Raw genomic sequence first — 14,527 nt, forward strand, 5'->3', positions numbered from 1 at the left:
ACTTATAGCACTGAGCACACCGGAACCAAAAAAGCCCAATAACACGGGATATTTATTGGTGTGCTATCGGGCTTTTTGTCACTTTAGTGTGGAGCTTTAAAACAAGTTTTTGTCTCGGACTAACTCGCGAGGTAGGCCATTTTTAATGCGGTTGCCGACCCACTTGCCAAGTCCGAGAATCGCACCTTCAAACTTAACTAGAACTTCGCCTTTGCCTGAGAGGGCGTCAGGGCGAACGTCGCGTCCCATGAACCACTCTCGAGCATCTTCAATGGTTAGCTCAATGACATTTGATTCGTTCCCTGTTGCCAGCGAAGTCGCAACTTGATGCTGCCAGCGATAGCCTTTCTTGTGTGTCTCGGCGATCTTGATACCCATACGCGAGAAACGTAGCTCACCAATCATTGGCTCAAGCGCGGCAGGGAATAGCCAAACATCTTTATCGCGCAGCCATACTTGTGCATCTTTTGGTAAAGAAATATTCAAAGCGGTGTTTAGATGAGTTTCAACTTCTTGTTGTACTTTCTTCGACGCCTTTTCAAATGGAAATTTACCCATTCGTTTTTTAACTTGTGGTGGTGTAACTGAAGCTACCTTACGTATACGAGCGACAAAGAAGCCCTCTGAGTCGTAAACTTGTGGGAAGATATGTAGGAATCCTTCTTCAGTTAAGGTTGCTTTTGCATCTTCGAATAAACCTTCAAGAGATTCAAACTCAACGGCATCACCAAATGTCTCCTTGAGGTGATGACAAACTTGCTGGTTTTCTTCGGTACTCAGGGTACAAGTTGAGTAAACCAATACGCCATCAGTCTTCAAAGCATGGAAAGCACTCTCAATCAGATCTTTTTGTGTATTCGCGATATCAACAACTGAATCGTAGGTCCAGTTTTTCATTGCGTCCGCGTCTTTACGAACGGTACCTTCGCCAGAACATGGAGCGTCAAGCAGAACCGCGTCAAACGTTTCTGGTAGCCAACCACCAAACACACGTCCGTCGAAGTTACTCAGTGCTGCATTGCGAACGCCACAACGTTCAATGTTTGCGTGAAGTACTTTTACACGGCTCGCTGCGTATTCATTTGCAACTAATACACCTTCATTGTTCATCAGAGCGGCGATCTGTGTCGTTTTAGAACCTGGAGCCGCAGCGGTGTCGAGTACCGCGTCATATTCCTCGTTACCGAAGAACAAGGCTGAAGGTGGCATCATCGAGCTGGCTTCTTGAATGTAGAAAAGGCCAGACATATGCTCAGATGTGTTTCCAAGTGGAACAATACTCTCGTCTGCAGTGATCCAAAAACCAGTATCGCACCATGGCACAGCTTCTAGTTCCCAGCCTTTGTCTTTTGCTCGAACGAGGAAGTCTTCAACACTGATCTTAAGTGTGTTGACTCGAATACTCTTGCGTAGCGGCTTCTGACAGGATTCGATGAATGAAGCCATGTCCAGATGACTAGGCATAAAGGTTTCGATATGAGTAAGAAACTCTTCGGGGATATAGACGTTAGCGTGCAAAGGGAAATCTCAGCTGTGACTTGAATGCGACAAGTTTAAAGCAAAATGGTTGAGGGCTAAACCACAATTGGCTTAGATAGTAAAAATGCAGCCTATTGGCTGCATTTACGTTTAATTATTGTTCTATCAAGTGCCTATGGGAGAATTAAGGCTTTGGAATCGCGGTACGCCACATTTTCCAATCATCTTCCGCTTGTGGGTAAAGATAGAAAGATTGGTCTTCAGCCGCTTGTGGTTGGAGTGTATCTGTTGGTGGTGTAGCAAACGTGATTCCCCCGCGTAGCAAGCTCTCTACCGTTCCTGCTTTAATATTTGCACCAGATAAGCCGATAGAAACATCTACGCCTGAGACATTCCAGAACACGCTGTTTGCGCGCACCAAGTAGGCATATTCGGAGTCGATGCGGATCGTTGAGATGATACGATCTGCGAACTCACCCAGACGAACATCAATCACTGAACCGATCTCTAATTCGCGGAATAGGATTGGGGTGCCTTTAGTCACAGAGCCACGAGATTCACTCTGAAGTACAAACACTTTACCTTGAGAGGCTACAGGCGCGTCTGCGAGTACAAACTGATTAGCACGTTTTCCTGATCCTGGTTCAACACTAATGTGCTTAGACAGCAGCGCCGAAACGTTTTTGATACCGCTTAGCCCAATCTCAGGGCTTGCCAACCAGAAATGACTGTTCTGAACCGCCACTTTATCCACGTATTCTGGAAGGATTCGAGCTGTGATCTCGATACCTTTGCGATTAAAGTTGGGAACAACCAGCGTAACTTCACCAACGGTAACACCTTGGTATTTAATCGCTGTGCCTTTGCTCACTTCAATATCACCACCAGCGGTTAACTGAATTGCTCGTCCAAATTTACGAGCCGTTTTTGCGTTCTCGTACAGTTTCCACGATGAACCGATTTTGTTGTCGATCCCTGGTAATGAATCAAACGCAATACCACCTTGAATCAGCGTTTTTACTGGTGCCGCGGTAATGTTTACGCCTGCTAAAGAAACATCGACTTCAACACCAGAGCGGTTCCAGAATACAGTTTGAGCCGTAATTAGGTGTGTATAGCGGTTCTCGACTTTAGCTTTGATCTTCACACCGCCATCAGACAGTTGAAAGTCGGATACAGTACCCACTTCTAGGTTTCGATAAAGAATAGGGCTACCTTTCGAGATAGGAGGCAGTTCGTTGGCAAATAGAGTGATCGACTTTGATCCACTGTGATTCAGTTTCGCCAACTCAGCCAACGACTTACTTTGGAACAGCTGATACGTCGGTTGTACTTTAGCTTGCCCTTCGCTAACGAAGCTGATCGAGCCTGTTAACAGTTGTTTTGCTGGTGGCACTGTGACACTCAAGCCAGACTCAGTAAGTTCAGCGGATGCGCTGCCTGTCACAAAGAAACGGTTGTTGCTCTTGATAAGGTGCGCGTATTGGTTGTCGATTAGCGCATCCATGTAGACTTCGTGCTTATCACTTCCCGTGCCAACACCATCTACCAAGCCAACTTCAATGATCGAACCGACAGCTATGCCTTTGTAAAGAAGGTTGGTGCCAACATCTAGACCAAATGAATTGTTCGACGTCAGACGAATCGCGACTGACTTTTCTTGTTGTTGGTTGTACTCATGTTTGCGGATAGCGGTAAATTGACGAGCCTTGTCACCTTCGCCCGGTACCAGCGTTAAGAAGTTACCTGTTACTAGGTTGCCAATGTTTTCGACACCCGTTAAAGACAGTTTGGCTTCTTCTAGGATGAATTTACTACCAGAGTTCAGGAAATCACTAAACGCAGGCTGAATGGCTGCTGAAGCGACCACATTTTCGCGGCCCTTGCTCAGTGACAGATCGGTAATCTGACCGATTTCGATACCGCGGTACATAATCGGAGCGCCTGTTGCGCTGATATTGTTGTCGTCAGGCACGGCAATCTTAACCGAGATACCACGACCAGCAGTCTTCAAGTCTGGGTAAAGCTTGAACTTGGTATTCATTTCGACTGGCTGACCTTCTCCTGGCGAGTCCACAGCAATCGAGCCACCCAGTAGGGCACTAAGACTCTCTAAACGTACGTCGACACCTGAAAAGCCAATGCTTGCACCTAAACCACTTACATTCCAGAAACGACTCTGGTCAGTGATGATATGGCTGTATTCATCTTTAATGGCCGCTTGAATGGTGACTGACTTTCCACTCTCGTTGAGCTGATAATTGTATACCTCACCGATTGGGATTTTGCGGTAGACAATTTGAGAACCAACCGATACGCCGCCAAGGTCTTTTGCTGTCAGCATTATATTCAAACCTTCAGAGGCGAGCAGGTCAGAAGGGGATGACTCTAAAGCCTTGAACACGGTTTCAGGCTCTTGCTCAGTCTCACTTGGGTGAATCGCAATATAGTTACCAGATACCAAAGCATCCAAACCTGAAATTCCAGATAGGCTAGCCGTTGGTTTCACTAACCAAAATCGGGTACCTTTGCTAAGAAGCTTTTTCGCCTCAGGGTAGATGTCTGCATCAACATAGATACTTTCAAGATCTTCCGAGAGAGTGATGTCTCGCACCATACCTACTTCGAGACCTTGATAGCGAATGGTCGTTCGGCCTGCGATTAAACCTGCCGCATCGGAGAAGTAGATCTGAACACGTTGTCCAGCATCGTGGATAGATTTCATCACCAACCAACCGGCGAGAGCGACGGTTAATATTGGAAGAATCCACAAAGGTGAGATACCTTTGTTTTTTCTTATCTCTGGTGAGTACGACGTTTGTGATTGGTTATTGTTGTTCATTCACTGACCCATCATTAGAGGTGTGGTTATCCCAAATAAGCCTTGGATCTAAGCTTTCAGCAGCGAGCATGGTAAGTACTACCACAATGCCAAAAGCCACAGCACCGTATCCCGGTGTAAAATTAAGTATTTGACCGCGGTCGACCAGCGTCATCATGATTGAGATAACAAACAGATCCATCACAGACCATTTCCCAATCCATTTAACGATAAAATAAATCGTCATCCGCTGACGGCGGTAGAGTGTTCTTTTTACTTGAATGCATATAAGAATGTAAGCAAGCCCAAGGATCTTAGCGACAGGCACGACGATACTGGCGATAAAAATGATCGCTGCGATCCCATACATCTCACTATTTATTAATGAGGCAACACCGGAGATTATTGTATCTTCAAGACGTTGGCCGTTAGTGATGAGTATCGAAATAGGGATGACATTAGCAGGTATGATCGCAACAGATGCGGCAAATAGAAGGCACCACGTCTTTTGAATTGAGTATGGTTTGCGATGATAAAGCTGGTGGTGGCAGCGCACGCAATTTTCGCCCTCTGGCTGAGAAAGGTGACAGTTATGGCAGTGAACACTTTTAGCTTCTTCAAATTCGAAGCTTGTCTCTTCCTTCCACGCTTCCCAATAACGGCGAACACTAATCCGGCTCACCAGCAGTACACTAAACAGTTGCAGAAGCAGCAGGCCGATAAGCCCGGGGCCGACAAAAATGTCTGAATAATCCTGCAGCTTAAAACACGAGACCGCAACACTGACAAGGAATACATCGAGCATCATCCAGTGTTTGAGTGTTTGGATGATAGCCAGCGAATAACGAAATGGCATAAACCACTTCATGTCTAAAGCTAGGTGAGTCATCAATACTGAACTGCAGACAAGAAAAGGTGCAATGGAACTGCAGAATAGGATTAATAATCCGAGTAGCGGGAAACCTTCCGCCATTAACGTGAATACGCCAGAAGGAAGTGTTGCGGGGATCATCACGCCAATCAGACGAATACTGATGTAATCAAAAAAGTGCGACGGAATGAACAACAGCAAACAGGTGACAGCTATTGCTAGGTTGCCTGATAGGCTAGGAGATCCACCTCGATAAAGTTGAGTACCGCAGCGAGGACAATACGCTGATTTTCCGCTCGGGACGGCGGTTTTATCTACCGGTAACTCACACCCTTGGCAAAGACGCACATTTTGCGCCTCTTTCTGATGATGTTCTGGCAATGAAACAGCTGAGTTTGACGCTTTAGAAGTGGAGGCCATAAGACCTCCAGAAGATGATTGGAATGTTGTTAAATGGAAACTGGTTTTGTTTGATTGGGCGAGTATTAGGCTCGCCCTTAGATGATGAACAAACGTTAGGCGTGAGATTGCACACTGCCGTAGAGTGTTTGATACAGTCCTTGTTGTTCAACCAATTCACCATGTGTACCTGTTTGTGTTACTTGCCCATCTTCTAATACATAGATGAGGTCAGCTTGTTTTACCGCTGAAAGTCGGTGCGCAACAATCAATGTTGTGCGGTCTTTCAAAAATTCACTCAACGCTTTGTGTAGCGCCGCTTCCGTTGCAGTATCTAGGGCAGACGTCGCTTCGTCGAGGATAACAAACTTAGGATTACTCAACACCATTCGAGCGATCGCCAAACGCTGTCTTTGACCACCAGATAGACGAACCCCGTTCTTACCAATTTGTGTATCTAGACCATCACTTAATTGCGAAATGACGTCTTGCATTTGAGCAATATCTAGAGCGCGCCACAATGACATTTCGTCGTAATCAGCACCAAGGGTTAGATTATGCCTTAATGTATCGTTGAAAAGTATAGGTTGTTGTAAAACAACGGCTATTTGATTACGAATTACATCGAAGCTGATGTCGTCAGTTGTCTCACCGTTGTATTTAATGTGACCCGAGTCTGCGCGATAAACACCAATCAGTAGTTGGATTAACGTGGATTTGCCGCCACCACTTGCTCCCACCAGCGCCACTTTCTTACCTGCTGGAATAGAAAGTGAGAGTTGGTTTAAAACAGTGTTTTCTAAAGTGTAAGAGAATGTAACATTTTCAATATCAACTGACACTTCTTTATTTTCAGAGAATGGATTCACCTTACTGATAGGGCGGTGCTCTTCCTCAAGTGTAAGCAGGTCATTGATACGTTTTAATGCGGCCTTCGCGCTGTACCAAGAAAACTGAATACCCAGTAGTTCTTGCACTGGGCCTAACATAAACCAAAGGTAACCAAATACCGCAAAGATTTGACCAATGGTCAAGTCGCTAAATAGCACCATTAACATCGCTACAGCTCTAAACAGTTCAAAGCCGAGTAAGAATAGAAGAAATGATAGGCGACCCGCGGCTTCAGACTGCCAAGCGTACTTGTCGGCATCGATACGAACTTGGTCCGCTTGTTGTTTAAGTTCGTCTAAGAAGATACGTTCTTTATTGGCCGCTCTTAGTTGATAAATGCCATCGAGAGTCTCGACAAGACGATTCTGAAAACGCTCAAAAGACTGGTTTTCATGCTTCTTAAGGTGTTTAACCTTACTTCCGAGTTTTCGAGAGAAGTAAATCACCACAGGGTTAACCAATAGGATGAACAAACCCAAGCGCCACTCTAGCCAGAGTAAGACAATTGAAGTGCCGAGCACGGTAAGAAAGCTGATAAGAAACTTAGACAGTGTTGAACCAATGAATTTATCGATGGTCTCTATGTCAGTGATTAAATGAGCGTTGATCCCGCCGCTCCCTTTTGTTTCGTACTGTCTGATACTAATGCGTCCAAGCTTGTCGATCATCTTGCTACGCATCTGGTAGGTGATGGTCTTCGATACTAGGGTAAATTGGCGCCCCTGAAGGATGTTAAGCCCTTGGCTGACCGTGCGCATTACAACAACCAACAGCAGAGTCAGTGCAATGTAGCCAGTGGGCGTTTGCATTGAATCTGGTAGTAGATGATTCATCATCTCTAAGCCGGAGGCAGGCTTGTCGAGCAGCACTTCATCAACCATTAACGGCATTAATAGAGGAATAGGGACGCTGATAAGCGTGGCGAGAATGGCAATAATGTTGGCAAACACCAGCTTGGACTTGTGTTTTTTTACTTGAGTCACCAGCCAAGAGCGGCTGATAGTGTCATCTGAATTGGTCATTGTAATGAGAATAAGTCCTATTTGGGTTGGTGGCCGCATTCTACTGCGTTCTCTTAATAATGGAAGTCTCAATTTAATTGGAAGTTAATATGAAAATAGAACATTACCATCGCTTAACCAAACAAGCCGTCGCTTTAATCGAATCAGAAACCGATATGATCGCAAATTTGTCAAATATCAGTGCATTACTGTCGATGGAACTTGACGATCTTAACTGGGCAGGCTTTTACTTAATGAAAGGCGATGAGTTGGTTCTTGGTCCATTTCAAGGTAAACCTGCGTGTGTTCGTATTCCAGTTGGCCGTGGTGTGTGTGGAACGGCAGTGGCAACAAATTCTGTACAACGTATATACGACGTACATGAGTTCGAAGGTCACATCGCTTGCGATGCAGCAAGTAACTCAGAGATCGTGATTCCGTTCTCGATCAATGGTGAAATTGCTGGCGTGCTTGATATCGATAGCCCAAATGTTGGCCGATTTAGCGAAATTGATGAGGAAGGATTGGTATTTTTCATGGCAGAAGTGGAAAAGCTGCTTAATTCGCATACGAACAAGGCATAAATTATTCTCTTACTGTGGTTTTTCCCAAGCATCTCTCTATAATACGTAAAAATATTTTCTTAATGCTCGCGGAAAACCGCAAAAACCAGGAACCCTCATGGAAAACACTGAAAAGTTAAAAAACAGCAAAGAAGTTATCGCATATATTGCTGAATGTTTCCCTAAATGCTTTACTCTAGAAGGTGAAGCAAAACCACTTAAAATTGGTATTTTTCAAGATCTTGCTGAACGTCTAAGTGAAGACGAGAAAGTAAGCAAGACTCAGCTACGTGCAGCGTTAAGACAGTACACTTCATCATGGCGTTACCTGCACGGCGTAAAAGCTGGTGCAGAGCGTGTTGACCTAGATGGCAACGCATGTGGTGTTCTAGAAGAAGAGCACGTAGAGCACGCTAAAGCGACTCTTGCAGAAAGCAAAGCGAAAGTTCAAGCTCGTCGTAAAGAGCAAGCGCAAAAAGCTCGCGAAGAGAACAAAGCAAAACCTAAGGCGAAGAAAGCTCAACAGCCTCGTCGTCAAGCACCAAAAGCTCCAAAAGTAGAAAAGCCTGTTGAAACACGCGCTCTAAATGCTGACGAATTCGTTACTGGCAAAGAAGTGAATGTGAACATGGGTAAAGGAAACATGGCTGCGACCATTGTTGAAATCAATAAGGAAGATGTACGTGTTCAGTTAGCAAACGGCCTACAAATGGTTGTTAAAGCGGAGCACTTGCGCGCTTAAAGGAGATACTCCTACGCATGAAATGCCGTTCAAAATTGACACTGATTGCTGCTAGCTTTTGGCTAGCAGCTTCAGCTCAGGCTCTAGAAGCCAAACTCGATCAGGATGATTTACCTATACTCGCTCCTGAAGTCCAACATGAAACCGCGAGTAAACGTGTAACTTCTCGTTTCACGCGCTCTCACTACAAACACTTCAATCTCAACGACGATTTCTCTCAAGCTATCTTTAATCGTTATCTAGAGATGCTCGACTATAACCGCAATATCTTCACTCAAGCGGATATCGACTCGTTTACTTCTAAAGCCATTCAACTTGATGACCAATTGAAAGCCGGTAATAACCAGATCGCTTTTGATGTGTACAACCTCTCGATGCAAAAGCGCTTTGAACGTTTTCAATATGCGTTATCTCTGCTTGATGAAGAGATTAAGTTTGATGTCGACGAAAGCATTGAACTCGACCGTAGTGAAGCGGCTTGGCCTAAAGATACCGCCGAAGTGAATGAGCTTTGGCGCAAACGTGTTAAATACGATGCGTTAAATCTCAAGCTGACGGGTAAAGAGTGGCCTGAAATTCAAGAAGTTTTGGAAAAGCGTTACAACAATGCGATGAAGCGAATTACGCAATCGCACAACGAAGATGCTTTCCAGATCTACATGAATGCATTCGCTCGAGAAGTTGACCCTCACACTAGCTACTTGTCACCACGCAACGCCGAGCAGTTCCAATCAGAAATGAATCTTTCATTAGAAGGTATTGGTGCTGTGTTACAAATGACCGATGACTACACGGTTATTCGTTCATTAGTGGCTGGTGGTCCTGCGTCTAACAGTAAACAGCTGGGCGAGGGGGATCGCATTGTTGGTGTCGGTCAAGATGGCGAAGAAATCGTTGATGTTATTGGTTGGCGCTTGGATGACGTTGTTCAATTAATCAAAGGTCCAAAAGGAACTAAGGTTAAACTTCAGATCCTGCCTGATGGCAAAGATGCAAAAAGTCACGTTGTCACAATTGTTCGCGATAAGATTCGTCTAGAAGACCGAGCCGTTAAGTCTGAAGTGATTGAGAAAGATGGTAAGAAGATTGGTGTGCTTGAAGTACCGAGCTTCTACGTTGGTCTTTCAAAAGATACTGATAAACTGATTACAGACCTTAAGAAACAAGGTGTCGACGGTATTATTGTTGATCTTCGTAACAACGGTGGTGGCGCCCTGACCGAGGCAACGGCACTTTCTGGTCTGTTCATTAAAGAAGGCCCAGTCGTTCAAGTTCGTGATAGCTATGGTCGTGTCAAAGTGAATAGTGATACCGATGGTGAAATCAGCTATCAAGGTCCACTGACAGTTTTGATTAATCGATACAGTGCATCGGCATCAGAAATCTTTGCTGCAGCGATGCAAGATTATGGTCGAGCAATCATTTTGGGTGAGAACTCGTTTGGTAAGGGAACGGTACAACAACACCGCTCATTGAATCATATCTACGATTTATTCGATAAAGAGTTAGGTTATGTTCAATATACTATTCAAAAGTTCTACCGAATCAATGGTGGTAGTACACAGAACAAAGGTGTTGTTCCAGATATCGCTTATCCGACGCCAGTCGATCCTGCAGAAACAGGGGAGAGTGTAGAAGACAATGCGCTACCATGGGACAGTATCGACAAAGCAAAATACTCTGTGTTACAGCGTAACGATGAGCAAATCGCGAAGTTAACGACGCAGCATCAAGCTCGTATTACTCAAGATATGGAGTTCGGATTTATCGCTCAAGATATTGAAAAATACAAAGCAGATAAAGACGACAACATGCTTTCTCTTAACGAGAAAATGAGACAAGAAGAGACAGATACAGCAGAAGCGCTTCGTTTAGAACGTATCAACCTGCGTCAAAAAGCTAACGGTGAAGAAGCCTTTAAGACACTCGATGATGTGCCTAAAGACTATGAAGCTCCTGATGCTTATCTCGACGAGTCGGTTGCAATCATGCTAGATATGCTTAAGAAGTAGTTCTTAATGAATAATTAAAAGCGAGCCTCGTGCTCGCTTTTTTATTGTCTGTTGCTTGCGAGTGATTGCGTTTTTCGCTCTTTAGGTGACAATAATGTTACTTCGCAAGTAAAATTTAGTGATTTGGATCATATTTTTCGCTTTATATGAATAACGTGCCTAAGCTTAAAGAAACATAAGGGGGCGCGTATGAAATGGATACTTCTGACATTATCTTGTCTATCATTTATCGCTACAGCTGGTGAAGGTGCTGCACCGGTACCAACTGAGCCAACCCAACCAGCTAAGAGTGACAGTAATCTGTCGCACTTTGATCTTCCACTTTTGCTGGGCGATTGGTATTTATTAAACCCTAATCCTGAAGATGGCACTGAAGATTTCCGAGCGATTAAGCTCACCCTAGATTCCAACTACACGTTTAGCATCGATATTCAAAAGAGAGACTTTAGTGTCGATCACTGGGAAGGTATGTATAACGCTAATGGCGATACCATCATTCTTGGTTTAAATACCTCTGAACCTCAGGTTTACTCTTATAGCAGTAATCATAATATGTTGAACCTTAACGGTGTACTGTTTACCAAAGCGTTACCCAATGCGCTGGCTGGAATCTGGTCAAGTGCAGAGCTTTCAGGCAGTGATTTAAGAGCAAGCAACATCCAGAAAATGGATCTAGTGCTGCAGCCTGATTTTATTTTTATGTTCCGAGTGTCTGATGAGTCGGGCGGGGAGATCGTCCAGCGTGGTGTTTACTACACCGAAGGTGATCAACTGGTTCTTTTATACGAAGATGGCGAGCATGGTACGCGTTATACACTAAACAGTGACGTATTGACGTTAGAAGGCGAAGAAAGTGACATGTATGCCGTACTCAACAGGATTCGTTAACGCGCTGTTTCCAAAGAGGTTGTGTTAGTTTGTTACTCTTATTGATTGATGGAAAATAGTAACGTCGCCCCCAATCACAGTGATAAATAACATTTCTGGTTAAAAAACTAGCAAATATAAGAGGCATTTATACCAAATGCCTCTTTTTGTTCATCTAGCTCTTGTGTTCTGACCAAACTGCCTTTAGATATATACAGTTATTTCAAATTTACGCATAACGATCAAAAGGAACAAGTCATGGCACATACCCCTCAAGCCAAGTATCGTAAAGATTATCAATCACCTTCTCACAGTATCTCTGAGATAGACCTAACATTTGACCTATATGACACGGCTTCTATTGTGACCGCCGTTTCTAAGGTGAAGCAAGAAAAGGAAAGCTCAACACTGGTACTGGATGGTGAAGGCTTGAAGCTGGTATCTGTGTCGGTTAATGGCGCAGAGTGGACTCAATACGAACAATCTGAAACGCAACTAACATTGACAGAACTTCCGCAAGAGTTTGATCTAACAATTGTGACGGAAGTGAACCCGGAAGGTAACAGCGCATTAGAAGGCTTATATAAGTCTGGTGGCGCTTTCTGTACTCAGTGTGAAGCGGAAGGTTTCCGTCGTATTACTTATTACATGGATCGCCCTGATGTATTGGCTAAGTTCACTACAACAGTCATCGCTGACAAAGCGGAAAACCCATTCCTATTGAGCAATGGTAACCGTATCGATGAAGGCGAAGTAGAGAATGGCCGTCATTGGGTTAAGTGGGAAGACCCGCATCCCAAACCAGCGTACTTGTTCGCATTGGTTGCAGGTGACTTTGATGTGCTGCGCGACAAATACACGACTCAATCCGGCCGCAATGTTGATTTAGAAATCTTTGTTGATAAAGGCAACCTAGACCGCGCAAACCACGCGATGGTGTCGCTAGTAAATTCGATGAAGTGGGACGAAGAGCGCTTTGATTTAGAATACGACCTAGATATCTATATGATCGTAGCGGTTGATTTCTTCAACATGGGTGCGATGGAGAATAAAGGCCTTAACGTATTCAATTCTAAGTTTGTTTTGGCTAATGACCAAACAGCAACGGATACAGATTACCTCGGCATCGAAGCAGTAATTGGCCACGAGTACTTCCATAACTGGACCGGTAACCGCGTTACTTGTCGCGACTGGTTCCAATTAAGCCTGAAAGAAGGTCTAACCGTATTCCGCGACCAAGAGTTCTCTTCTGATCTAGGTTCAAGAGCGGTAAACCGAATCAATAATGTTCGTATTATTCGTGGTCCTCAGTTCGCAGAAGATGCGAGCCCAATGTCTCATCCAATCCGTCCTGAGAAAGTGATCGAAATGAATAACTTCTACACTTTGACGGTTTACGAGAAAGGCAGTGAAGTCATTCGTATGATCCACACTTTGCTGGGTGAAGAGGGCTTCCAAAAAGGCATGAAGCTTTACTTCGAGCGTCATGATGGCACAGCAGCGACTTGTGAAGATTTCGTGGCAGCAATGGAAGATGCATCAGGCGTCGACCTGACTCAGTTCCGTTTATGGTACAGCCAATCGGGTACACCGACTTTATCGGTAGAAAGTAACTACGATGCAGAAGCTAAACAGTTCACGTTGAAGACAAGCCAACGCACAGAGCCAACACACGAGCAATCTGAAAAACAAGCGCTACACATTCCTTTCGACATCGAACTCTACACATCGAAAGGCGATGTGATTGAGTTACAATGTAACGGTGAGCGAGTAGGCAATGTGTTAGATGTCAAAGAAGCGGAGCAAACCTTCGTATTTGATAACGTTCAAGAGCAACCAATTCCATCTCTACTGCGTGAGTTCTCTGCACCTGTGAAACTGGAATATGATTATTCAGACGAAGAACTTATCTTCTTGATGGTTCACGCTCGCAATGAATTTTCTCGTTGGGATGCAGGCCAGATGCTATTGGCAAAATACATCCGCAGTAATGTAGCGAATGTACAGCAAGGTAAAGAGTTTGAACTGTCTTCTTCGGTCGTTGATGCGTTCCGTGGAGTACTACTGAGTGAAACTCTTGAACCAGCGTTTATTGCTGAGATGCTATCACTACCAAGCCACAATGAAGTGTCGGGCTGGTATGAGCGTGTCGATATCGATGCAATTGCATCTGTACTGAAATCAATGAAAGTAACACTGGCTACAGAACTGCAAGATGAACTGGCTGCTGTATACCATAGCCATGCGCTAAAAGAGTACACCATCGATCATGACTCAATTGGTAAGCGTACATTGCGTAAAGTTTGCTTGAGCTACCTAGCACACACAGAACTTGGTAATGACCTGGCGGTTGAGATGTACGAATCTGCGAATAATATGACAGATACGATGGCAGCAATGGGTGCTGCGAACAGTGCACAACTTGCGTGTCGTGAAACGCTAATGGCTGACTACAGCGATAAGTGGAAACACGATGGTTTGGTTATGGATAAGTGGTTTGCACTGCAAGGCACTAACCCAAGCAGCGATGCGCTAGAAGTGATCAAAGCGTCAATGTCTCATCAAGCGTTTAGTTTGAAGAACCCGAACCGTACTCGTAACTTGGTTGGCTCATTCCTGAACATGAACCCAGTTCAGTTCCATGACAAGTCGGGTAAGGGCTATGAGTTTGCGGGTGAGATCCTGCGTGAGCTAAACAGCACTAACCCGCAAGTTGCTTCTCGATTGATTGACCCACTACTTAAATTCCGTAAATACGACGAAGAGCGCCAAGCGTTGATCAAAGCGGAACTTGAGACGTTAAAGTCGATGGACAATCTTGCAAAAGACCTGTTTGAGAAAGTGACGAAAGCGCTTGAGGCGTAATCTAGGTCATGATTCT

The 14,527-nt window shown here is 44.6% G+C and carries 9 protein-coding genes; 5 read left to right on the top strand and 4 right to left on the bottom strand.

The genetic code is table 11. The features are described from left to right. Positions 1 to 96: 96 nt before the first annotated feature. The 4 genes from rsmF to KI743_RS24110 form a co-directional block, all read right to left on the bottom strand. A complete protein-coding gene (rsmF, locus tag KI743_RS24095) occupies positions 97 to 1,518 on the bottom strand; it encodes a 16S rRNA (cytosine(1407)-C(5))-methyltransferase RsmF (protein WP_285468540.1) in 1,422 nt (473 codons plus the stop codon). A gap of 145 nt (positions 1,519 to 1,663) precedes the next feature. Next, complete coding sequence (locus KI743_RS24100; protein ID WP_285468541.1) at positions 1,664 to 4,321, bottom strand: MlaD family protein; 2,658 nt, start codon at positions 4,319 to 4,321, stop codon at positions 1,664 to 1,666. Continuing rightward, entirely contained in the window at positions 4,308 to 5,591 is a 1,284-nt protein-coding gene (locus tag KI743_RS24105) for a paraquat-inducible protein A (RefSeq protein WP_285468542.1), read from the bottom strand. Before KI743_RS24105 ends, KI743_RS24100 begins: the two co-directional genes overlap by 14 nt. Positions 5,592 to 5,686: 95 nt before the next feature. Next, positions 5,687 to 7,483 carry an ABC transporter ATP-binding protein gene (locus KI743_RS24110; RefSeq protein WP_285468543.1) on the bottom strand — a complete coding sequence of 599 codons (1,797 nt, stop codon included), beginning with the start codon at positions 7,481 to 7,483 and terminating at the stop codon, positions 5,687 to 5,689. An 89-nt stretch (positions 7,484 to 7,572) separates the two neighbouring features. On the opposite strand from KI743_RS24110, the gene KI743_RS24115 reads away from it, so the two are divergent. The 5 genes from KI743_RS24115 (at position 7,573) to pepN (ending at position 14,511) form a co-directional block, all read left to right on the top strand. Continuing rightward, on the top strand, positions 7,573 to 8,046 hold the full coding sequence (locus KI743_RS24115) for a GAF domain-containing protein (RefSeq protein ID WP_285468544.1): 474 nt from the start codon (positions 7,573 to 7,575) through the stop codon (positions 8,044 to 8,046). Between the two features lie 97 nt (positions 8,047 to 8,143). Beyond that, the gene (gene proQ, locus KI743_RS24120; RefSeq protein ID WP_032549122.1) at positions 8,144 to 8,767 is read left to right on the top strand and encodes an RNA chaperone ProQ; all 624 of its coding nucleotides are present in this window, start codon (positions 8,144 to 8,146) and stop codon (positions 8,765 to 8,767) included. Between the two features lie 17 nt (positions 8,768 to 8,784). Next, entirely contained in the window at positions 8,785 to 10,779 is a 1,995-nt protein-coding gene (gene prc, locus KI743_RS24125) for a carboxy terminal-processing peptidase (RefSeq protein ID WP_285468545.1), read from the top strand. A gap of 189 nt (positions 10,780 to 10,968) precedes the next feature. Further along, a complete protein-coding gene (locus tag KI743_RS24130; RefSeq protein ID WP_032549119.1) occupies positions 10,969 to 11,667 on the top strand; it encodes a hypothetical protein in 699 nt (232 codons plus the stop codon). A 237-nt stretch (positions 11,668 to 11,904) separates the two neighbouring features. Next, positions 11,905 to 14,511 (top strand): aminopeptidase N, encoded by a 2,607-nt coding sequence (gene pepN / locus KI743_RS24135; protein ID WP_285468546.1) that lies wholly within the window; start codon positions 11,905 to 11,907, stop codon positions 14,509 to 14,511. The last annotated feature ends 16 nt before the right edge of the window (positions 14,512 to 14,527 follow it).

Origin of the sequence: Vibrio sp. D420a (assembly GCF_030248625.1) — a bacterium.
In the GTDB taxonomy this organism is placed as follows: Bacteria; Pseudomonadota; Gammaproteobacteria; order Enterobacterales; family Vibrionaceae; genus Vibrio; species Vibrio fortis_A.